This is a genomic window from Kitasatospora sp. NPDC101235, assembly GCF_044767505.1.
In the GTDB taxonomy this organism is placed as follows: Bacteria; Actinomycetota; Actinomycetes; order Streptomycetales; family Streptomycetaceae; genus Kitasatospora.
On sequence record NZ_JBIWNZ010000015.1, the window covers coordinates 19,706 to 40,371 of the forward strand.

Annotated in this window: 23 protein-coding genes and 4 pseudogenes; 13 read left to right on the forward strand and 14 right to left on the reverse strand. The window is 73.6% G+C overall.

The window, feature by feature from the left end; genetic code table 11:
• Positions 1-23 precede the first annotated feature (23 nt).
• From ACIRRH_RS24195 to ACIRRH_RS24240, 10 genes and pseudogenes are all read right to left on the reverse strand, one after another.
• On the reverse strand, positions 24-1,265 hold the full coding sequence (locus ACIRRH_RS24195) for a cytochrome P450 (protein ID WP_403070981.1): 1,242 nt from the start codon (positions 1,263-1,265) through the stop codon (positions 24-26).
• Between the two features lie 84 nt (positions 1,266-1,349).
• Positions 1,350-2,267, reverse strand: coding sequence for an MBL fold metallo-hydrolase (locus ACIRRH_RS24200; protein WP_403070984.1), 918 nt, complete (start codon positions 2,265-2,267; stop codon positions 1,350-1,352).
• Between the two features lie 375 nt (positions 2,268-2,642).
• Entirely contained in the window at positions 2,643-3,296 is a 654-nt protein-coding gene (locus ACIRRH_RS24205; protein ID WP_403071324.1) for a sigma-70 family RNA polymerase sigma factor, read from the reverse strand.
• Between the two features lie 167 nt (positions 3,297-3,463).
• A complete protein-coding gene (locus tag ACIRRH_RS24210) occupies positions 3,464-3,610 on the reverse strand; it encodes a helix-turn-helix transcriptional regulator (protein WP_403071327.1) in 147 nt (48 codons plus the stop codon).
• Between the two features lie 484 nt (positions 3,611-4,094).
• Positions 4,095-4,547 (reverse strand): annotated as a pseudogene (locus ACIRRH_RS24215) (AAA family ATPase); the annotation flags it as partial.
• Between the two features lie 257 nt (positions 4,548-4,804).
• Entirely contained in the window at positions 4,805-7,609 is a 2,805-nt protein-coding gene (locus ACIRRH_RS24220) for an ATP-binding protein (protein ID WP_403070987.1), read from the reverse strand.
• Between the two features lie 154 nt (positions 7,610-7,763).
• Positions 7,764-8,504, reverse strand: a complete 741-nt coding sequence (locus tag ACIRRH_RS24225; protein ID WP_316524156.1) for an alpha/beta hydrolase — start codon at positions 8,502-8,504, stop codon at positions 7,764-7,766.
• Between the two features lie 84 nt (positions 8,505-8,588).
• The gene (locus ACIRRH_RS24230) at positions 8,589-8,975 is read right to left on the reverse strand and encodes a cupin domain-containing protein (RefSeq protein WP_403070990.1); all 387 of its coding nucleotides are present in this window, start codon (positions 8,973-8,975) and stop codon (positions 8,589-8,591) included.
• Between the two features lie 327 nt (positions 8,976-9,302).
• Positions 9,303-10,448 (reverse strand): hypothetical protein, encoded by a 1,146-nt coding sequence (locus ACIRRH_RS24235; protein WP_403070992.1) that lies wholly within the window; start codon positions 10,446-10,448, stop codon positions 9,303-9,305.
• Positions 10,449-10,460: 12 nt separating this feature from the next.
• Positions 10,461-11,798: a cytochrome P450 gene (locus ACIRRH_RS24240; protein WP_403070995.1), complete on the reverse strand. Its 1,338-nt coding sequence runs from the start codon at positions 11,796-11,798 to the stop codon at positions 10,461-10,463.
• A 254-nt stretch (positions 11,799-12,052) separates the two neighbouring features.
• Here ACIRRH_RS24240 and ACIRRH_RS24245 point away from each other — a divergent pair.
• Both ACIRRH_RS24245 and ACIRRH_RS24250 read left to right on the forward strand, forming a co-directional pair.
• Positions 12,053-12,328, forward strand: a pseudogene (locus ACIRRH_RS24245) (LysR family transcriptional regulator); the annotation flags it as partial.
• Positions 12,329-12,422: 94 nt separating this feature from the next.
• The gene (locus tag ACIRRH_RS24250; RefSeq protein WP_403070998.1) at positions 12,423-12,608 is read left to right on the forward strand and encodes a hypothetical protein; all 186 of its coding nucleotides are present in this window, start codon (positions 12,423-12,425) and stop codon (positions 12,606-12,608) included.
• 402 nt (positions 12,609-13,010) lie between these two features.
• On the opposite strand, the gene ACIRRH_RS24255 is transcribed toward ACIRRH_RS24250, so the two are convergent.
• Both ACIRRH_RS24255 and ACIRRH_RS24260 read right to left on the reverse strand, forming a co-directional pair.
• Entirely contained in the window at positions 13,011-13,211 is a 201-nt protein-coding gene (locus ACIRRH_RS24255) for a hypothetical protein (RefSeq protein ID WP_403071001.1), read from the reverse strand.
• A 46-nt stretch (positions 13,212-13,257) separates the two neighbouring features.
• Positions 13,258-13,929, reverse strand: a complete 672-nt coding sequence (locus ACIRRH_RS24260; protein ID WP_403071004.1) for a type III effector protein — start codon at positions 13,927-13,929, stop codon at positions 13,258-13,260.
• A gap of 109 nt (positions 13,930-14,038) precedes the next feature.
• Between ACIRRH_RS24260 and ACIRRH_RS24265 the strand changes: the two genes are divergently transcribed.
• The 7 genes and pseudogenes from ACIRRH_RS24265 to ACIRRH_RS24295 form a co-directional block, all read left to right on the forward strand.
• Positions 14,039-14,473, forward strand: coding sequence for an Hsp20/alpha crystallin family protein (locus tag ACIRRH_RS24265; protein WP_403071011.1), 435 nt, complete (start codon positions 14,039-14,041; stop codon positions 14,471-14,473).
• Between the two features lie 122 nt (positions 14,474-14,595).
• Positions 14,596-14,934, forward strand: coding sequence for an STAS domain-containing protein (locus ACIRRH_RS24270; protein ID WP_403071023.1), 339 nt, complete (start codon positions 14,596-14,598; stop codon positions 14,932-14,934).
• A gap of 5 nt (positions 14,935-14,939) precedes the next feature.
• Positions 14,940-15,347 (forward strand): DUF2267 domain-containing protein, encoded by a 408-nt coding sequence (locus ACIRRH_RS24275; RefSeq protein ID WP_403071026.1) that lies wholly within the window; start codon positions 14,940-14,942, stop codon positions 15,345-15,347.
• Positions 15,348-15,391: 44 nt separating this feature from the next.
• Entirely contained in the window at positions 15,392-15,793 is a 402-nt protein-coding gene (locus tag ACIRRH_RS24280; protein WP_403071029.1) for a DUF2267 domain-containing protein, read from the forward strand.
• 116 nt (positions 15,794-15,909) lie between these two features.
• The gene (locus ACIRRH_RS24285) at positions 15,910-16,113 is read left to right on the forward strand and encodes a CsbD family protein (protein ID WP_403071032.1); all 204 of its coding nucleotides are present in this window, start codon (positions 15,910-15,912) and stop codon (positions 16,111-16,113) included.
• A gap of 29 nt (positions 16,114-16,142) precedes the next feature.
• A complete protein-coding gene (locus tag ACIRRH_RS24290; RefSeq protein ID WP_403071035.1) occupies positions 16,143-16,307 on the forward strand; it encodes a hypothetical protein in 165 nt (54 codons plus the stop codon).
• A 391-nt stretch (positions 16,308-16,698) separates the two neighbouring features.
• A pseudogene (locus ACIRRH_RS24295) lies at positions 16,699-16,899 on the forward strand (L-threonylcarbamoyladenylate synthase); the annotation flags it as partial.
• A 55-nt stretch (positions 16,900-16,954) separates the two neighbouring features.
• On the opposite strand, the gene ACIRRH_RS24300 reads toward ACIRRH_RS24295, so the two are convergent.
• Complete coding sequence (locus tag ACIRRH_RS24300) at positions 16,955-17,332, reverse strand: hypothetical protein (RefSeq protein ID WP_403071038.1); 378 nt, start codon at positions 17,330-17,332, stop codon at positions 16,955-16,957.
• 182 nt (positions 17,333-17,514) lie between these two features.
• Between ACIRRH_RS24300 and ACIRRH_RS24305 the strand changes: the two genes are divergently transcribed.
• The 4 genes from ACIRRH_RS24305 (at position 17,515) to ACIRRH_RS24320 (ending at position 20,229) form a co-directional block, all read left to right on the forward strand.
• The gene (locus ACIRRH_RS24305) at positions 17,515-17,706 is read left to right on the forward strand and encodes a hypothetical protein (protein WP_403071041.1); all 192 of its coding nucleotides are present in this window, start codon (positions 17,515-17,517) and stop codon (positions 17,704-17,706) included.
• A 132-nt stretch (positions 17,707-17,838) separates the two neighbouring features.
• Positions 17,839-18,051 (forward strand): hypothetical protein, encoded by a 213-nt coding sequence (locus ACIRRH_RS24310; RefSeq protein WP_403071044.1) that lies wholly within the window; start codon positions 17,839-17,841, stop codon positions 18,049-18,051.
• 752 nt (positions 18,052-18,803) lie between these two features.
• On the forward strand, positions 18,804-19,109 hold the full coding sequence (locus ACIRRH_RS24315) for a MerR family transcriptional regulator (RefSeq protein ID WP_403071329.1): 306 nt from the start codon (positions 18,804-18,806) through the stop codon (positions 19,107-19,109).
• Between the two features lie 589 nt (positions 19,110-19,698).
• On the forward strand, positions 19,699-20,229 hold the full coding sequence (locus ACIRRH_RS24320) for an ATP-binding cassette domain-containing protein (protein ID WP_403071332.1): 531 nt from the start codon (positions 19,699-19,701) through the stop codon (positions 20,227-20,229).
• On the opposite strand, the pseudogene ACIRRH_RS24325 reads toward ACIRRH_RS24320, so the two are convergent.
• Positions 20,112-20,510, reverse strand: a pseudogene (locus tag ACIRRH_RS24325) (GAF domain-containing protein); the annotation flags it as partial. The gene ACIRRH_RS24320 and the pseudogene ACIRRH_RS24325 overlap by 118 nt on opposite strands.
• Positions 20,511-20,666: the final 156 nt, after the last annotated feature.

Sequence of the window (20,666 nt, forward strand, 5' to 3'; positions counted from 1 at the left end):
CCGGGGGCGGCCGGGGCGCCCCGTCAGGACGCCGGCGGGCCGAGTAGCACCGGCAGTTCGCGGTGCCCGTTGGAGATCAGCGAGTCGACCGGCTCCAGCCGCGCGCCCGGGGCAAACGCGAGGTCGGGGAAACGCGCGAACAGCCGGCTCAATGCGGTGCGCCCCTCCAGGCGGGCCAGCGGCGCGCCGAGGCAGAAGTGCGGGCCGTGACCGAAGGCGAGGTGGTCCTTGGCCGGGCGGGTGACGTCGAAGCCGACGCCGCTGTCGCCGTAGCGCACCGGGTGGCGCCCGGCGGCCTGGTAGGCGCACAGGATCGGCTCGCCTCGGCGGACCGTCACCCCGCCGGGCAACTCGATGTCCTCCACCGCGAAGCGCATCGGCAGGTGCGCCAGCGGGGCGTTGCGTCGCAGCGCCTCCTCGACCACGTCGTCCCAGCCGGCCCTGCCCGCGCGCACCAGGGCGAGCTGGTCGGGGTGGGTGAGCAGGTCCGTGATGCCGTTGTCGATCAGGTTCACGGTGGTCTCGTAGCCGGCCGAGACGATCAGCAGCAGGGTGTCGCGCAGCTCCTCCTCGCTCAGCGCGGCGGGGCCGGCGCCGGACTCGGTGTCGCGGGCGGCGATCAGCAGGGAGGTCACGTCTTCCCCCGGCTCGCGGCGCTTGACGGCGATCAGCTCCTCCAGCAGGGCCTGGAACGCCGCGCCGTTGGCCGCCGACTCCTCGGGGGTGAGGGTGGTGGCGAAGACCTTGTCGACCATGCCCCGAAAGCCGGCCGTCACCTCCCGTGGCAGGCCCAGCAGTTGGGAGATGACCTGGATCGGCAGCGGGTAGGCGAAACGTTCGCGGAGGTCCACCACCTCGCTGGGGGCGCCCCCGGCCAGGTCGTCCAGCAGGGCGTCGGTCAGCTCCTCCACCCGCGCGGTCATGGCGACGACCTGGCGGGGTGTGAAGGCGCTGCTCACCAGCTGGCGCAGTCGCCGGTGGTCGGCGCCGTGGGCGTTGAACATGTTGCGCACGCTCACCCACAGCGCCAGCGGCCAGGTCCGCACCGCCCGGTCGTAGTCGGGCCAGTGCCGCAGGCCGTCCTTGGACACCCGAGGGTCCTTGAGCAGTTCCTCCAGCAGCAGCGGGTCGGACACCGCCCAGGCCCGGACGCCCAGGATGTCGACCGGTGTGGCCGGACCGAGTGCGAACAGCTCGGCGGTCTCGGCTTCACGGGCACGCCCGGTCGGGTCGAGCACGATCGGGTCCAGTATGGGACGCTCCACAGGGATCCTCCAGTCGATGCGGTACGAGGGCACGGTCGTCAGCCGTCGGGGACCCGCGCACGGCGGGGCGGCGGGGGCGGGCGGTCAGTAGTCCCAGACCACCGGCACGAAGCGGAAGGCGCCGCTGCCGGCATCCGCCACGTGGCAGACGGACGGGAAGGGCAGGTGGGTGGCCACCAGTTGCTCGCCGGTCGCCGCCATCTCCCGCAAGAGGCGGGTCCGGACACGGGCCGACTCCTCGGGGTCGTGATCGAAGCCGTTGTGCCAATCGGGTTTGTCGAACCCGCACTGGAACACGGCGTCGCCCGCGAACGTCAGCCGGTCACGGCCGGACTCCAGACGTACGACGCTGTGGCCGGGGGTGTGGCCGCCGGTGCGGCGGACCAGGACGCCCGGCGCCACCTCGTACTCCTTCTCGAACGGCCGCAACTGGCCGCGGTACACGTCCAGGAACCGCGAGGCGGTCCTGCGGAGCACGTCCGGCACCGGTGCGGGCATGTCGGTGCGGGAGAAGTCGGGCGCTGCCCAGAAGTCGGCCTCGGCCGCGGCCAGGTGGACCCGCAGGTCCGTGCGCAGCCGACCCCGGAGCCCCTCGACGAGCAGCCCGCCGATGTGGTCCATGTGCAGGTGGGTGAGCACCACGTCGGTCACCGACGCGGGGTCGATCCCGGCTGCGTCCAGTCGCGTGGCCAGCTGCCCAGCCCGCGGGAAGCCCGGGAACTCCGTTCCCAGTCCGGAGTCGATGAGCACGGTCCGGCCGCCGCTGCGCACCACGGCCACGTTCAGCGGCCAGTTCGTCGACTCCAGAGGCAGGTACATGTCGCCGAGCCAGGCCTTCAGGTCGGCCGTGGGGGCGTTGGTGGCCATGGTCACCGGGGAGATCGGCAGCACCCCGTCGCTGATCACCAGCACGTCGATGTCGCCGACCTTCAACGCATAGCGCGACGGGACCGGTTCGTCGCGTCCCGGCGCATCGGGACGGGCGAGGTTGAGCTGGGTCATGGGGTTCTCCTATCGAAGGGCGTCAACCGGAGGCCTCGACGGCGCCGCCGCGGGCTGCGCCGTCCGGTCATCCGTATAGACAGACGGGCGGTCCGGTTCGTGACAGTCGCCCCGGTCCGAAGCCGCCGCAGCACACGGTCGGCCGCGGCCCGAGCCATCGACCGGCTGTCTCGCGGCCGGAAGCGAGGAGGCGTCGACGAGGTGCCGACGAGGTGCCGGGACGAAGTGCCGACGGAATGTCACAGATGCCGTCCGAAGCCGGTCTTCCTGCGGGGGAGCGGATGCCCGGCTCCCGGTACGGCTCCGCCGGCCGGGCGGAGCGGGGTCGGGCGGTGCGCTCCCGGCGGTGGCCGGAACCGCGGCGGGCGGCCCCGGTCACCGCACGGCCAGCAGCGACTCCAGTGCGGCGATGTCCCCGGTCCGGGCGGCCGCGACGAAGGCCGCCAGCAGCCGCCGGTGCTCCGTCGGGTCGACGGCCCGCCGCTGCTCGGCGGCCAGGCGGCGGCGGGCCCGGCTGGAGATCTGGCGGACGTTGACGACGCTGAGGCGCAGCATTCCGGCGATGTCGCCGTAGGCGTACTCGAAGGCCTCGCGCAGGATGTACACCGCCTGCTCCGTGGGCGTCAGCCGCTCCAGGACCAGGAGCAGCGCGGACGCCAGCTCCTCCACCCGCTGCATGCCGGCCTCGGGGTCGCCGCCGGTGTCGACGAGTTCGGGCAGCCAGGGGCCGAGCGGGGTCTGGCGGCGCGACCGGGCGGACTGGACCACGTTCAGGGCCAGCCGGGCGGTGGCGCGGGACAGGAAAGCCACGGGGCTGATCACCACCGAGCGGTCGGTCAACTGCCAGCGCAGCCATATGTCCTGGACCACGTCCTCCGCCTCGACCTCGCTGCCCACGATCCGGTACGCGGTGCCGAAGAGTCGCGGCCGCAGTCCCTCGAAGGCGGCGGCGGCCGCCACCAGGGTGCCGTCCCCGGCGGCCGGCCGGGTGTTCGGACGCCTGCCGGGCAGGTCTGTCAACACGCTCATCACGGCTCCGTTTCGCCTGCGGCCTCCGTCGATGCCCTCGGGGACACGCTCCCGCTGCAGCCCCCGCCGTGACGCCCCGGAGGATGCCTGGTCCGCCGCCCGGGTGCCCCTGGTCCCCTGCCCCCGGGGCCCCGGGAGGACGCCGTCCCACCGGCCGCTACCGGGGCTCAGGCCGTGGCCGCCGTGTCCTCGCGCAGGGCGCCGCCGAGCTGCTTGCGGGAGGTGACGCCGAGCTTCGTGTACACCTTGCGCAGGTGCCACTCCACCGTGTGCGGGCTGAGGAACAGCTGGGCCCCGATCTCGGGGTTGGTCATCCCGCCCCCGGCCAGGCACGCGATCCGGGTCTCCTGGGCGGTGAGGGCAGTCCGGGACTCGGCCGGGCGCCGGGGCGCTGTCGCGCCGGAGCAGGGCGACGTCGCCGACCGGTTCGGCCGCGGCGAGGAGCAGCAGCTGCCGGGCGGCGGGCGGCAGGGCCTGGATCCGGTGCAGGAAGCTCTGCTCGATCTGCCCGGCCAGCGGCCGCGCGTCGGGGCGTCCGAAGTCGCCGGCCAGCTCCTCGGGGCCGAGCCCGCAGGGCAGTGCGAGCAGGGCCAGCGGGTTGCCCTGGGTCTCGGCGACGATGCGGTCACGGACGCGCTCGTCGAGCCGACCCGGGACCACGGAGTCCAGCAGCGCGAGGGCGTCGCTGTCGCCGAGCCGGCCGACGGTGAGCTGCGGCAGCCCCGTGAACCGGGGCTCCAGGGAGGGCTCGCGCACGGCGAGGACCACGCCGATCCGCTCGGCGAGCAGCCGTCGGGCGACGAAGGCGAGCGTCTGCACGGGCACCTCGTCCAGCCACTGGGCGTCGTCGACGAGGCAGACCAGTGGGTCCTGTCCGACCGCGTCGGCGAACAGGCTGAGCACGGCGAGGCCGACCAGGAAGCGGTCCGGCCGGGCGCGCAGGGTCAGGCCGAACGCGGCGCCCAGCGCGTCGCGCTGCGGGGTCGGCAAACGGCCGAGCCGGTCCAGGAACGGAGCGCACAGCTGGTGGAGCCCGGCGTACGGGAGCTCCGTCTCGGACTGGACGCCGGTTACCCGGGCGGTCCGGAACCCCCGTGCCCGGGCGGCGGCGTGCTCCAGCAGTCTGTTCTTCCCCATGCCCGGCTCGCCGCGGAGCACCAGCACCCGGCTCCCCCCGTCGCGCACGGCGTCGAGCAGTTCCTCCAGTACCCCGCACTCACGGCTGCGCCCCAGTATCGGCTCCTGCGTCATGGGCCGACCTCCCTTCGGTCCCCGCCGGGCCCGGGTCCAGGGCCCGGCGGGCGGTCGTGTCCCGGCGCGGACCGCGGCGCCGTCCCCGGGGCGGCCGCGCCCGCGCGCGACGCCGGTCGGCGCCGCTCGGGCCACTCTGCCGCCGCGGCCCGCAGCCCGTCGCCCGGGGAACTCCGGGTCGACCCCCGGGTGCTGCCTCTCCCGGGGCTCCCCGGGGCTCCCGGGGGCCGGCCCGGGGGCCGAGGGAGGGCGGGCCGTCAGGCGTCGGCCAGGGCGGTGCGGAGCCTGGTGCGGGACGTGACGTCGAGCTTGCTGAACACCTTGCCCAGGTGCCACTCCACGGTGCGGGGGCTGATGAAGAGTTCGGCACCGATCTCGGAGTTGGTCAGACCGTCGGCGGCCAGCCGGGCGATCTGGCCCTCCTGGGCCGTCAGGGCCTCGCGTCGCGCCCCGTTCGCGTCGGCGGGGCGCGGCCGGACCGTCTCCCCGGCGGCCAGTAGTTCGCGCCGGGCGCGCTCGGCGAAGGCCGCCGCCCCGAACCCCCGCAGCAGGTCGTGGGCGGTGCGCAGGTGCCCGCGCGCGTCGCCGCGCCGGTTCCCGCGGCGCAGCCACTCGCCGTACACCAGGTGGGTGCGGGCCAACTGGACGGCGATGCGGCCGCGTTCGAGGCGGGTCAGGGCCTCGCGGTAGAGCCGCTCGGCACCCGGGCCGTCGTCCAGCAGGGCGCGCGAGCGGGCCAGCACACCGAGGGCCCAGTCGGTGCCGGCCGCCTCCGCGCGGTCCTCCAACCGGCGCAGCGCCGCCGCGGCCCGCTCGGGGGCGTCTGCGCGGGCGGCCGCCTCGACGAGTTCGGCGAGGGCGAAGCCGTGGACGGCCACGTCCTCGTGCGCGACGGCCCGTTCCGCGTGGGCCAGGGCGTCCTGGTAGCGGCCGAGGCCGTTGTGGAGCACGGCAACGAGGTAGTCCCCCTGGCCGATCGCGCGCCCCTCGCCCCACGAAGTCGCCTCGCGGACGGCGCCGCGGATCACCTCGGCGGCCCCCGCGTCCTCCCCGCGCCAGGCCGTCAGCAGGAGCGCGGGGTACGCCATCGGGGAGTGACCGGTCGCCTCCGCGATGCTGTCGGCCTCGTCGACGAGCGCCGCCGCGAGGTCGAAGTCCCCGGCGTGCACGGACAGGGCGGCCCGGTAACCGAGCGCCAGGGGGAGGACGTTGAGGGCGCCGGCCTCGCGGGCCGAGCGGACCGCGTGCTCGGTCATCCAGTGCCACGCCTCGTCGTCCCACAGCTCCCCGGCGACCAGCCAGGTCAGCCAGAGCCAGCGCATGGTGTCGCTGTTTCCGTGCCCGGCCTCGCCGCTCCCGCCTGCGGCGGCCTGCCGGAAAGCCCACAGGGCGGACCGCAGCAGCGGCCCGCCCTCGGCGCGGCCGTCGAGGAACCAGGCAGCCAGGCCGTCGAGGAAGAGGTCCGTGGGCCGGGCGGGCAGCGCCCCGGGCGGCGCCATGCGGGCGGACTCGGCGACCTCCCGCACCCCGGTCCGCAGGCCCAGGCGGCCGGCGAAGACCGCCGACCCGAGGGCGTCCAGGTACGCCTCGCGCGCGGATGCGTCCCCGGCCCGCGCCAGCCGGCCGGCCGCGTCGAGCAGCAGGGGCAGCGCCTCTCCGCCGCGCCGCCGGGCGAAGGCGATCTGGGCGCGGAGCCGGGCCAGCCGGGCCCGCTGTGCCTCGCCGAGCGGGCCGAGCCGGGCCGCGGCGAGGAGTTCGAGCGCCGTGTCGGGGGAGCCGGCGTCAAAGGCGGCCTGGGCGGCGGCGCCCGCGCGCGTGCCCCGCAGGGCCGGATCGGGCGTCAGTTCGGCCGCGCGCCGCAGGAAGGCCGCCGCCGCCGCGATCCCGCCGCGGGCCTGGGCCCGGCCGGCCGACCGCTCCAGCTCGCCCGCCAGGGCCTCGTCCGGGTCCACCGCCGCGTGGGCGCGGTGCCACGCCCGACGGTCCGAGTCGACGGCGGGGTCGGTGGCTTCGGCCAGCGCGCGGTGCACGTCCCGGCGCAGGGCGGGGTCGGCGGCGCGGTAGACCGCCGAACGGACCAGTGGGTGGCGGAACCGCACCCGGGTACCGAACTCGACCAGCCCCGACGCCTCGGCCGCTCCCGCGGCGTCCGCGCCGAGGCCGAGCCGCTCGGCGACCCGCCGCAGCAGCGGCACGTCCCCCACCGGCTCCGCGGCCGCCGCCAGCAGCAGCCGCTGGGCGTCGGCGGGAAGCGCGCCGATGCGCCGCACGTAGGCCTGCTCGATCTGGCCGGCCAGCGGGCGGACGTCCGGGCGGCCGAACCCGCCGGCCAGCTCGGCCGCCGACAGCCCCCGGGTCAGTTCCAGCAGGGCCAGCGGGTTGCCACGGGTCTCGGCGACGACGCGGTCCCGGACCCGCTCGTCCAGCCGCCCGGGGACCACCGATTCCAGCAGCGCCCGCGCGTCGTCGTCGCGCAGGCCCCGGACCGCGATCTCGGGCAGCCCCCCGAAGGGGTCGCCGCCCGCGTCGGGCGCCGTGGTGCGCGCCGCGAACACCAGCGCCACCCGCTCCGCCAGCAGCCGCCGGGCGACGAAGGCCAGCGTCTGGGCGGAGACCCGGTCGAGCCAGTGGGCGTCGTCCACGACGCAGACCAGCGGCTGCTCCTCCGCCGCCTCGGCCAGCAGGCTGAGCACCGCCAGGCCGACCAGGAAGCGGTCCGGCGCGCTGCCCGCGCTCGACGCGCTCAGGCCGAACGCGACGGACAGGGCGTCGCGCTGGGGGCCGGGGATGCGCTCCAGCCGCCCCAGCAGGGGTACGCAGAACTGGTGCAGTCCGGCGAACGCCAGTTCCATCTCGGACTCGGCGCCGACCGCCCGCAGGACCCGGCACCCGCTCGCCCGCTCCACCACGCACTCCACGAGGGCGGACTTGCCGACCCCCGGTTCACCGCGCAGCACGAGGACCTGGCCCCGGCCCTCCCGGGCCCCGGCGATCACCTGGTCCAGCGCTCCGCACTCGCTGCGCCGGCCGCGCAGCCCGCGCCCCGGAGCGCTGCCCGCCATCCGCCACCACCACACAGGTCAAGGTCCGGACCCTGATCGTTCCGGGCCGAACCCATCATGCACCAGCCCGCGCGGGGCGGACAAACCCCTGCCGGGCGCGGCAGCAGCCGTCCTGACGGGCCGTCACCGCGACTGGCGGCCCGTCACACGCGGCTCACCGGCCCGGGCCCCGGTGTGCCGTCCAGTGCGCCTCGACGGCCGCGGCGACCTCTGCCGGCCGCTGGAGCAGCGGCCAGTGGTTGCAGTCGAGCGCGACGACGCCCGGGGCGCGCAGAGCGGCAGCGAGCCGCCGGCCGGACGCGATCGGGCAGGCGGGATCGCGAACCCCCCAGAACACCAGGCAGGGCGCGGTCACCCGGGCAAGGCCCGGCTCCCACTCGGCCCCCACGGTCACGGCCGAGCGGTAGAGCCCCAGGATGCTGTCCTTCATGGACTCGTCCACCCGGGAGGCCGCCTCCCCGGCCAGGTCGGCCGGCACCTCGAAGCCGGCCGCGAGGTCGGCCGCGAACGCTCCCGGCCGCAGCTCACGCATGAAGCGGTCGCCGTCGACGGGGTGCTGCCAGACCTTGGCGAGCGGGTGCCACGTGTACGCCGCGTCGACCGGGCCGTTGCCGCCGGCCCAGGTGCGGACGAGGTCGGGCCGCAGGGAGGCGACGCGCGCGGTGAGGATGCAGCCCCAGTCGTGGCCGACCAGGTCGACGGGTTCGCCGACACGCTCCAGCCGGGCGATCAGCCAGTCGACGTACTCCTCCTTGGTGGAGCGGAAGCCGTCCGGGCGCGGGGCGCCGAACCCGGGCAGGTCCCAGGCCTCGACGTCGGTGCGGGTCAGGTGGCGGCGCACGCCGTCCCACACCCGATGGGTGTCGGGAACGCCGTGGACGAGGATGGCGGGCATGCGGCGGGGTCCTCCGTCGTGCGAGGGGGTCGGCGGGCGGGGCGGGGCCGTCCGCCGCGAGGTCGGTGGCCGGGCGAGGTGCGCTCACCCGGCGGGGCGCCGGGCCCGCAGGTGGGCGCGCCGGGCGAGCTCCTCCTCGGGGACGAGTTCGAGCATGGGCCTCCCGGGGGCGCACAGCATGGTCACCACGAACCGGGTCCGCGCGTCGGCCAACGCGTTGCCGTCCTGGTAGTGGATCACGTCGCCGCCCGGCTCCCAGAACGTGCCGCCGGCCTCCACCACCCGCTCCGGCTCGCCCTCCAGCTCGAAGCGGACCGCGCCCTCGACGACGTACCCGAACGCGGGCCCGGAGTGGCGGTGCGGCGGGGTACCCGGGTCGCCCGGCGCCCATTCGATGTGGACGGTCATCGCGGAGGCGCCCTCGGGGACGGTGAACGGTCCGGCGTCCTGCAGCACCTGCGCCGCGGTCATCCAGCCCGCCCGAGCCGCCGGGCCGCCGCCGGCTCCGTGCACGTGTCCTGCGTGGTGGTCCGACACTGTGGTGCCCCTTCCTCGGTGTCCGGGTGATCTGGCGGGGGCCGTCGCCCCGCTCCCGTCCGCAGTATTGACCGGACACCCCGCCGATCTGTGACACCCGGGACAAGGCGAAGGCCCGCCTCATCGAGGTGTACCAAGCCCGCAGGAACGCCCTGCAGAGCCGGCGCAAGGCGGAGCGGATCCCGAAGTACGGCCGATGCAGTTCGAGCCCTGCGTCGAGGAGTGGAAAGCCGGGCAGCGCCACCTCGGCGGTCGGGCCGGTCACCCGTCGGCGATGACCTCGTTGACGACCGCGGACAGCGTGTCGTTCATGGGAAGGCGGGTCATCCGGCGGCGTTCGAGGTAGCGGTCGACGAGTCTGGCGTAGGAGAGCGAGACCCGGGAGTAGCGGTCGTAGACGACACCGGCGGGGTCGGCGGCGTTGTGCAGCTGGGCAGTCAGCCGCAGGAAGGTGCGGTAGATCGCGGTGCGGTGCCGGGCATTTTCCGGTTCGCGCCGACCGGGCCGGACACCGAAGTTGGTCACCTCCTTCACACCGATGCCGTACTGGTCCTTGGAGATGTCCATCCCGAGGGTCTGTGCCACGCCGGCGGCGAGAAAGGCGGCACGGTCGCACTCGTCGAAGGGGAGGCGGAAGTAGTAGGCGATCAGGCCCATGACGGGCAAGGTCTCGGCCGCGTACGTCCGGAGGATGCTCGCGCGCAGGATGTCCGGCTCCCGGACGTACGCCTGGATCGCGTCGAAGCGAGCCGGTGGTGCCAGGCCCGGTCCCGCGGCGGACCACTTCTCGTGGAACTGGATCCGCGCGCTGAACAGCGTCTCCCGGTAGGCCTCGGCGAGCCAACGCCGGTCCCGGTCCCCGCCGAGGGCGTGCACCCTGTCCAGCACCTCGGCCAGGCTCTCGCCCCCGAGCCGGTGCGCTCCGCTCGCTACGTCCTGCGGGGGAACGACGACGTCGTCCAGGACGGCCAGCAGCGCCACGGCCTTGGCGATCGCGTGCCACAGTGGATCCCGCCGGTAGCCGGCCGACCACAGCGTGAGCCACTGCACAGCGTCCCGGACGATGTACCGGTGGACGTCGTCGAGCGAGGTATCGCCCTTCCGGGTGCAGATCAGCTCCGCGGGCCGCGCCCCGGCCAACCATTCGGCGAAGGCCCGTCCCTGCGCGCTGTGCAGGTACGCCTCGTCGGTGGCGTCGAGCAGCGCGAGCCGGTCCCGGCGGCACTCGTCCTCGACGGCCGGCAGCTGCGCCAGGTCCGATGCCGCGGCTCCTCCGAGCGGTCCGGCCGGTGCCTCGCCAGTCGGCCCGGCCGCCTGCGGGACGAAGCGGGCCAGTCCGTCCAGGTGGGGGTCCAGCGACCGTGCGGTGTCGAACAGCCCGATCTCGTCCAGATGGAACTCCAGCATCGCTCCTCCCGCTCAGTGCGTCGTGCGGGGGGTGACCGACATCGGCAGGGCGTCGGGGCGGATCTGGGCGTCGGCGACCGCCCGGACCCGGTGGCCCGGCGTGGGGTGCAGGTGCCAGCGGGTGGTGACGGTGGCGAGTACGGCGAGCATCTCCGCCCAGGCGAAGCCGTCGCCGATGCACTTGCGGTTGCCGGCCCCGAAGGGCAGGTAGGTGCCGCGCGGCAGGCTCTTCTCGGGTTTGGCGAGCCACCGGTCGGGGTCGAAGCGCAACGGGTCGGGGAAGCAGGCGGGGTCACGGTGAAGGGTCGCGGCGCTGTAGACCACCTCGGCGCCCTCCGGGATCTCGTATCGCCCGATCCGCACGGCCTCCAGGGCGCGTCGCCCCATGAACCACAGCGGCTGGTAGAGGCGCAGCACCTCCTGGACGAACCGGGTGGTGTACGGAAGGGCGGCGGGAGTGGCGGGGCCCGGTCCGGCGGCCCATGCCTCGTCGTGCATCCGGTCGGCGGCTTGCGGGTCGCGGGCGAGTGAGTGCAGGGCCCAGGCCAGGGTGGTGCCCGTGGTCTCGACTCCGGCGACGAGGAGGGTGAGGAGTTCGTCGCACGCCTCTTCGTCCGACATGCCGTCCTCGTGCGTGAGCATCAGCGCGAGGACGCCGTCGTGCTGCGGGCTGCGGCGGGCCTGTCGCACCGCCGCCTCGGCCAGCCTGCGCAGAGACGCCGCCGAGGCGAGGAACTCCCGCCGCCCCGGGGTCGGCAGTTCGGCCAGCGCCGGCGGCAGGACGGTGGCCCGGAGTACGCCACGCACGAGGATCCCGAGGTCCTCGCCGACCCGCGCGCCGAGCTCCTCGACGGTCCGCCCGGTCCCGGACCCGTCGGCGGACGGGAAGAGGGTCGGCAGCATCATCGCGACGGCGAGTTCGCGCATCTCCCGTTCCATGGCCAGAGTCCGCCCGGTGCGCCAGCGGCCCACCCGCTGTTCTGCGACGACCGCAAGAGTCTCGGCGTACCGGGTGATCCGTTCCCGGTGGAACGCGGGTTGCAGGGCGCGCCGCTGCCGGAGGTGGAAGGTCCCGTCGGAGGTCGCCAGGCCGTTCCCGATGTACGGGCGGACGCGGTCGAACAGCATCCCTTTGCTGAACTTCCCGCTCTGCGTGACCAGCACCTCGTGAATGGCCTCGGGGGCGTTGAGCACGTAGAACGACCGCCGCCCGAGCCTCATCTCGACGATGTCGCCACCCGTCCGCAGCCCCTGCAGGAACACCGCCCGCCCCCGCACCAGTCCGAGCAGGTGCCCGAACAGCGGCAGTCCGCCGACCGCGAGCGGAACCTTGCCGGCGCCTCTGTCCACTTCGACCTCCGGAGCCTTCTCACGACCGTGACACGCCTCCCGCAGCCTAGATACGGAAGAGGCATGGGAACACTCACGTTTCAGTCGATCATCAGATCGAAATCCAGCCTCTGTAGTGGCACAACGGGCCCAGCATCGGTGCGGGGTGAATGAGCGTCACCGGGATGCCCGACAGCGTACGGTCCGCGAGCGCCGCGCACCGCCCCGTTACACTCCGGACGCGCGACCTGTCGGTGGGTCACGAAGGGTGACCCGTGAACCTCGCAGTCATCGGTGGTACCGGCCTGATCGGGTCGCGGGTCGTCAGGAACCCGAACGCCGCCGGGTACGAGGCGGTGCCGCACTCGCGGTCCAGCGGAGTCGACGTCATCAGCGGACAGGGGCTCGACGAGGCGGTGGCGGGGGCCGATGTCGTCGTCGACCTGACGAACTCCCCGACCTTCGACGAAGCCTCCCCGGCCTTCTTTCAGACCTCCATGGACAGTCTCCCGGCTGCGGCCTGCAAGGGCCGCGTCGGCCACGTCGTCCTCGGCTGACGACACCTGCGCAAGCGCAGTCGGGCTGGCGGAACGCTGGGCCTCCCGGCTGATCCGTCTGCCACCGGCCTCGGTCGCCAGGACGTCGGTGACGACGCGGCCGTCCGCCGAACGGGCCTCGCGCGGGCGGTGGCCAGCACGTCGGGTGCGGCTCGCGGCTGAGGAGGGCGGCCTGCTGCGCGCGGTCGGTAAGGACGGCTGTCGTGAGCTTGTGGTCGTCGAGTTCGTGGAGGGCACGGCCGATGCGGTGGACGGATTCGAGCAGGGGCTGTAGGAGGCGATCATGGAGCCGGCGCTCGGCACGTTCGGCTTGCGATTGCGTCGGCGACCTCGCCGAGGTGCCCGCGTTTCTGCTCGCGGCGCCAGCCCTCGGAATTTCGGAATTTGGGCCCCAGGGAGCCGGTGGCGCTGGCCGGGTGGGTGTAGGTGCGCCATGCCGCATCCGACAGCTGGGTGACGGACAGGCCGGACCCGGAAGCGTGACGGTGTCGACCTCGGCGGGAAGTGCGGCGATGCGGGCGGCGAGGTTGCCTTCGCTCTTCCCCCAGGTGGCAATCGGTTCACGTCGGCCGGGGTCGATGCTGTAACGGGTCACGAATCCCTCCCTCCCTGATTGGTGCAAGCCAACTCACTTGCCGAACCGTCATTCTGCCTGCCGTGCTGGGAAGGGTGTTGATCACGCCGACGGGGCGGCGGGCTGCCCAGCGGGGCGCTGGTGCTGCTGCGCGGCTCCGGCCGGGTTCGTGGCTGCCTCGTGATGAGGCCAGGCGGGGTGGGCCAGTTGGTGGTGCAGGGCATCGAGTCGGGCCAGGTGCGTGTCCAGGGCGGCGGTGGTCGCGTTGCCCAGGGTGCGGACCCGGGTTTCGAGGTCTGCCATCTTCTGGAGGATGGGCTGCCACCGGTCTGGGCCGGTGGTGTGGGGGTCAGGCGCGTCGTTGGTCGCTGTCATCGCGGAGTCGGTCGGTCTGGCGGGTGAGGTCGTCGAGTCGGCTGGCGAGATCGGGGTGGACGGTGGCGAGGTGGGGGCGCATGTCGGCCAGAGGGGCTATGAGGTCGACGGGGTCGGCGGCGCCGAGGGCGGTGGTGAGTGCGGTCAGCGCCGGCTCGGCGGCCGGGGGGTGGCCGGAGGCGGCGGTGATCTGGGCGGCCAGGACGCGCAGGGCGGCGCCGTGGTCGCGGGCCCAGGCGCTGACCGCGCGGTCGGCGGCGCGTCGGTCGCGTACGGCCTTGACGCGCTCGGCTCCGGTCTCCCCGGGCGAGGTGGTGCCGGTGGGGCGCAGGCGCAGGTAGCGGTTCTCGGCGGCCTGGCGGCTGGCGACGCCCATGGGGCGGGCGAGGTCGGCCCAGGTGGCGCCGCCGGCGCGGGCAGCCTCGACCAGCGGAACCTCCCAGCCGGCGAGCTGGGCGCGCAGCTCGCGCAGCAGGACCAGGGCGGCCAGCGCCTGTTCGGCGCCGTCCTCCACGGGGTCCTGGGTGCCGGTGGGGGGTGTGCGGGCGGTGCGGACGGCGTCGTCGATGGAGGCGAGTGCCGTGGCGGCGGCAAGGAAGGAGACCGGCCCGGTGCGGGGGCCGGGGTTGGGCGGCTTCGTACTCATGGCGTCATTCTAAGGATGACAGGCGGCCTTTGTCATTCAGCCGATGACGTGCTACAACAGTGTCAGGTGAAGCGCACTGGCACCCATCGATCAGTGGAGGTGTTTCGCAATGCTGATGCGCACTGACCCGTTCCGCGAACTGGACCGGCTGACCCAGCAGTTCCTGAACACGACCGGCACCTGGTCGCGGCCGACTCCGATGCCGCTGGACGCCTACCGCGCCGGTGACGAGTACGTGATCTGCTTCGACCTGCCCGGAGTGGACCCGCAGGCGATCGACATCGACGTCGAACGGAACATGCTGACCGTCAAGGCCGAGCGCCGCCCCCGCCAGGAGGGCGAGGGCGTGAAGTGGGAGCTCTCGGAGCGCCCACTCGGCGTGTTCTCCCGGCAGGTCATGCTCTCCGACACCCTCGACCCGGAGGGAATCACCGCCGACTACGACGCCGGCGTGCTGACCCTGAAGATCCCGGTCGCCGAGAAGGCCAAGCCCCGCAAGATCGCGATCAGCCACAGCGGCGACCGCAAGCAGATCCAGGCCTGACCGGTCGCGGCCAGACCGTCCCGTGCCGCTCCTAATCCCCCCCGAGGGGCGGCACGGGACACTCCCGCCCCTTCCGCTCTCCCGCCCGCCGCGACGGGCGGGAGGGACTGCGAGCCCCTGCGATGACCGACCTGGTGAGCCCGTTCACGGTCCGGGTGCGCGGCGAGATCGACCTCGACACCGCCCCGGCCCTTCGCTGCGAACTGGAACGCGCGCTCGCCGAACACCACGTGGTGGTGCTCGACCTGTCGCAGGTCACCTTCATGGACTGCGCGGGCCTGGGCGCCCTGGTCCAGGCCCGCAACCAGGCCGACCACAGCGGACGCCGCCTCGTCCTGCACGGCACCGGCCGCCCCGTGGCCCGCCTGCTCAAGCTCACCGGCCTCACCCGCCGCCTGGCCCCCGCCCCCGGCCCGGCCACCGGGAGGGCCCCGTCCACCCCCTACACGGGAGGAAGGTGAACACGGTGACGATCCACTGGGAAGCGTTCCTGGACACCGTCCGCGAACGCGGCGAGTACAGCACGCCCGAGGAAGCGGAGCGTGCGGCCCGCGTCGTGCTCGCCCTGCTCGGCGCCCATCTCATCGGGCAGGTCCGCGCCGACCTCGCCGCCCGCCTGCCCGAACACCTCGCCCTGATCCTGCTCAACCCGCTCCAGGCCGCCGCGCCGCTCAGCCCCGAACGGTTCGTGCGCGCCACCGCCGCCTGGATCGAGGGCGCCACCGAGACCACCGCTCTGTGGGACATCGGCGCCGTCCTGTCCACCGCCGCCGACGCCGCCGGCGACGACCTCATGGAACAGGTCCTGCTCCAGCTCCCACCCGGCTACGACACCCTCTTCGGCCACCCCGCCGTTCCCGGCCGACACCCCTGACCGCCGCACCCGCGCGGCGGCCCGTCCTCGGAAGGCCATCCGCCATGACCCGCCACCGCCGCCTGATCCAGCAACTGCGCACCCTCGGCCGCTACACCAGCGACGAGCAGGCCGAACGCGTCCTCGACACCGTCCTGGGCCTACTCGGCTCCCAGCTCACCGGCGACGAACGCTGCGCTCTCGCCTCCGTCCTGCCCGAAAGCGCCCGCGCCGCCTTCGTCGCCCCCATCCCCCTCACCGAACCGGTCACCGCCCCGGCCTTCGTCGAGGCCGTCGCCCGCAACCTCAACACCACCCTCGCCGCGGCCCGCTGGGACACCTCCTGTGTCCTGACCGCCCTCGCCGACCTCGCCGGCGCCAACCTCACCGCCCGGCTCCTCGCCTACCTGCCGCGCGGCTACGCCCTCCTGTTCGGCCGCGCCGACCTCACTCCCGCCGCCGCCTGACCCCACACCGCATGGGCGGCCGCCCGCGCCGAAGGAGGAATGAAAGCCCCGATGACGGGCGAAGAGTGATGAATGGGCGGTGCCGCCGCACCGCCGACGGGCCACGGGAGGAACCGATGGGTGACCTGTCGAACAAGGCGCAGGAACTGGCCGGCAAGGCGAAGGAGAAGGTCGGAGACCTGACCGGAGACCAGGAACTCAAGGGCGAGGGCCAGGCCGACCAGGCGGAGTCGAAGGCCCGGCAGGCCGCCGACGACGTCAAGGACGCCGTACAGGGCGCCGCCGACCGGGTGAAGGGCGCGCTCAAGCGCAACGACTGACGTCCGGGTCGAAGGAGGAGGACAACGGCATGGCACTGTTCCTGTTCATCCTGCTGATCGCGGTGGTGTTCGGCTTCGTCGGCGCCCTGGTGAAGGGCCTGCTGTGGCTGCTCGTCATCGGCGCCGTGCTGTTCGTCGCCGCCCTGGTGTTCGGGGGTGTGCGCCTGGGCCGTGGGAGAGGCGCGCGCAGGTAGGAGCGACGCAGCGCCGCCGGCCCGGTCCTGTGGGGCGGGACAGCTCCCACGGCTTTCCCGCCCCACAGGCGCCCTTGGGCCGACGGTAACCGCGTCGCGTGACCGGCGTGGGGAAGAGGAGTTGCCGATTGCGTGACCGACAACACCCGGATGCCCCGGACCCGGCTGTTCCTGCTGCGGCGCATCGGGCCGCGTAACGCCGCGGCACCTGGAGGTTCCTGGCGCGGCCGATGCCGGTTGGCCCCGGCCGGAAAGGCCGACGGCAGCACAGCGGGGACGCGGGCCTCGTCCTGGAAGGCGGGAGGCGCCGGGCAACGCGACCGCGGTCAGCCTCGTCGGGCCCGCCCCGCGCAAGGAGAAGCGGGACGTCCCGCCAGGTCGGAGAACTGCGATGTCGCGGCGTTTCGACGGCTCGGTGACGGCCGAGCGTGCCATGGGCCTGGGCGAGGCCGTCTCGGCGGTGTGCCGGGGCGAGATCGTGGTGTTGCCCACCGACACCGTCCACGGCCCGGGTGTCGACGCTTTCAGCCCCAGGGCCGTCGCGCGGCTGCTCGATGCCAAGGGGCGGGGCCGGAACATGCCCCCGCCGGTGAGATCGATCATGACCGCGGTGCCGCAGCGCCGGCGAACCCGTCCTGGCCGGGGCGTCACTGGTCGGAGTAGCTGAGGTCCCCCACCGTCCAGCTGCTGATGTCGGCGATGGCGATGCGGTACATGCCCCCGGTGTGGGGCAGACCGTAGCTGCCCTGCAGGATGCGGGCGACATGCAGATGCAGATGCGTCGGCCGCGAGACAGGCGGCGCCACGTCGTCGCCGGTGGCGGGTTCCGAGAACAGCGCGGCGAAGGGCTTCAAGTGCTCGGAGGCGGCGAGGACTTCGGCCACCCGTTCGTTCCACAGGCTCTCCGGCGCCAGCCGGCCGGTGATGACCGCCCCCGGGACGACCACGGTCAAAGGCATCTGGTTGCTGCGCTCGGACTCCACCATCGCGGCGATGTCGACGAGCAGTCCATCAGGGTTCGACATGAACCAGAGGATAGTGCCCGCGGCAAGCCGCCCGCACGGACGTCCCGACCCGCGACGCAGGCTGACGCGACGCGGCACGGCAATTCCACTAGCTGTGATCGCGGCATGGAAAAATGTGGGACGGCCGATAGAGATGCCGGGCGCGGTTCGGTTGCAGCCCGCCGGACTGCAGAGGGGCGGCCGTGATCCTCAACGTGTCGGCTGTGGTGTTCTTCGGCGTGGCCCTCGCGATTCTGGTGCGTCGGCGCCAGGCGAACGGGTTCACGGCCTGCGTCGCCGTGGTCTTCGGCTTCCTGCTCGCCTTCAGCTCGGCCGCGCCCGCCGTCCACGGCATCCTGGCCGCCGCGCTCACCGCGCTCGCACCCACCCGCTGAACGACACCGTCGCAGCGACCCCCGCAGGTCCGGGCCACCGCCCAGCCGGTAGTGACCCACCCCGACCGGGGTGCCGCAGAGCGCAGACGCGGCACACGCGCCGCCCCCGCCGGGGCGCGAAGGAGAGTGGAGATGCAGCAGTCCGCCCCGATCGCCGATGCCTCCGTGCTCAGCGGAATCGTGGAGGCGGTCCGCGACGGCTACGAAAGAGTCCTGCGTCGGCTCCTTGCGCGCCTGGCCGAGCGAGCGACCGTCGCCGACCTCTGCGCCCTGCGTGACGCCCTCACCCCGCACCTCGGCGTCAACGATCCCACCAGCGCCGGCCGACCGGGGCCACCTCGATAAAGCCCTGCACCCAGACACGAAAACCTGTGTTGGCGAGAGTAGACATTGCGCGGCGGTCTGTGTAATCTACCTCGTGTTGGAAGAGCAGGACCGCAGGGCAGGCAGACATGAACTGCCTGGGCAGTGCCGCAGTTGGCAGTACCAGCAGTGATGTAGGAGGCGTGCAGGTCGTCAGTACGCGGGGCCCGGCCATGGCAAAGGGCTTCCTGGTGGAAGGCGGGTGACCTGTCAGGCGCCCAGGGCCCGGTTGTGCCTGGGGCCCGGGGCGGTGGCGGTCGCGCACGCGCAGGATCGCAGCACCGGCAACACCCCGGCAGTTCGCAATACCGGCAGTACCTGAAGTTCGCTCCACGCAGTACCGGCAGGACGGGTGTTGCCAGCAGTTCGCAGTACCGCAGTACGCACGATGCACACCAGAGGAGAAGGGAAGGGTTCACCCCGTCGGATCGCCCGCCACGGCACGCAGTACCAGCCGGGCGGTCACCGCAGTAGCCATCAACATGGAACGTCATGGAAGAGGTGGTCCTCGGTCACGCATACGCGATCCCCGCATCCTGCCCCTCCCCCGGGCAGCGCGGACACCGCAGGCCGGCGAATCAGCCGGCAGCAGTAGTGCAGTAGATGGTGCAGTGAATCCGCATATCCCTGGGCCCCGGCGCACAACAGCGCCGGGGCCCTCGACCCGTTTCCCGAGAAAGAAGGTGCTGGTGGAACAGGCCACCCTCGCCACCGACCACGACACGGCGGACCACATGAGCGCAGAGACCAAGTTCGACGACGACGACTACCCCGCCTACACCATGGGCCGGGCCGCAGAGATCCTGGGCACCACGCCGGGCTTCCTGCGCAGCCTCGACGAGGCCAAACTCATCGCCCCCCAACGATCAGCCGGCGGCCACCGCCGCTACTCCCGTTACCAGCTGCGCATCGCCGCCCGCGCCCGCGAAATCGTCGACCAGGGCACCCCCCTCGACGCCGCCTGCCGCATCATCATCCTCGAAGACCAACTCGAAGAGGCCCTGCGCATCAACGCCGAGCTCCGCCGCGACCACACCTGAGGGGAACCGGACTGCCGGCCCGCACGACGCGCGCCGCGGTCCCCTCCGACCGTGGCCGCCACGCAGGACGCCATGAGATGGGAGTCCGACGCGCCGGCACGCGCCCTCGCGGCTCGACGCGGCGGTTGCCGGGTATGTCGCGGGGTGCCGGCGTGTGGCGGGGAGTGTCAGAACGTGCTCGATCGGGGCGTGTGCCGCTTGGACGGCGCGTGCCGAACGATGTGACAGCCGTCCCGGGCGACGTGCCCTGTCCGCGAGTTGCGCGGGACGGCCGATCGGGACTGGCGGCGCCCGGCGTCAGAGTTTGAACATCCCGGTGTACGGCTGAGTGATGCGTTCCTGCCGTGACCCGAAGTCGACGAGCACAACGATGTCGCGTTCGACGCCGATGGCCCGGCCGAGACCGTACGTGTCATGGGGGACCCGGTCGCCGACGGCGAAGTGCTTGCGCGGGGCCTCCGCCCGGGCCTTGAAGGCCGGCGACGAGCGGGTGCCGGTGCTGTCGTTGCGTGGTGCTGCCGTGCGCGTGGGCGGGCGGACCCTGTGGTCGGGTGTCGATCTGACCGTGGGGGCTGGGGAGTTCACCGCCATGCTCGGCCCCAACGGGGTCGGAAAGTCCACCCTGGTCAAGGTCCTGCTGGGGATCCTCCCGGCGGCGGTCGGCGAGGTCCGCGTGCTCGGCGCGGCGCCCGGCGAGCGCAACGCGGCCGTCGGATATCTGCCGCAGCGGCGCAACTTCGACGCGAGCGTGCGCATCCGTGCGTGGGGTGGATGTGGTGCGGCTGGGCCTGGACGGGGATTCGTGGGGGATCCCCGTCCAGGGCCTGGGCCGGGCGAAGCGCCGGGCCGCGCGCGAACGCGTCGAGCAGGTCCGGGCGTCGGCGGCAGCAGACGCGCCGCGGGCCCGGGCTGCGAGGGATGCCCGGCCTCGGCGGCGTCCTGGAGCAGCAGGGCGATGCAGCGGGCCGCAGTGGTCAACCGGCCCTGTGCGCGCGCGTCCGGCGCGGGCGATTTCTGGGAGAACAGCACCAGCATGGCGCCCCACACGCGGGAGCCGGCCACGAGCGGGGCCGCCGCAACGGCGCCCACGAACGGGAAGGTCAGGGCCAGCCGGGGATAGCGGCGGGCGAACTCCGCACCGGAACCGACCCACACCGGATGCCGCTGCAGTATCGCTTCGGCAAGTGGGCCGTCGGCCACGGAGGCCACGCGCATGCGTCGCAGGAGACTGACGAACCCGGTGGGCATCCCGGTGCTCGCGTCCAGGAGCAGGACTTCACCGCCGGGCTCGAGCAGAAAGAGCGCACCCGCGTGCGCACCCATGCCGGCCACCGTCCGGGCCACTATCTGATCCAGCAGGTCCTGGACGGCAGCGGGTTGCAGTTCCTCGCCACTGGCCATCCGCTGCGCTCGCTTCGCGGAGTAGTCCGCCTCTCTGCATGATAGGCGCGGCGATGCAGGCCCGCTGCCTGTTGCGAAGCCATGGACGGTCGGGGAGGTCCCCCGCCTCGGGGTGGGCACCGCCCAGGCGGAGCTACGACGCTGCGCTGCTGCGGA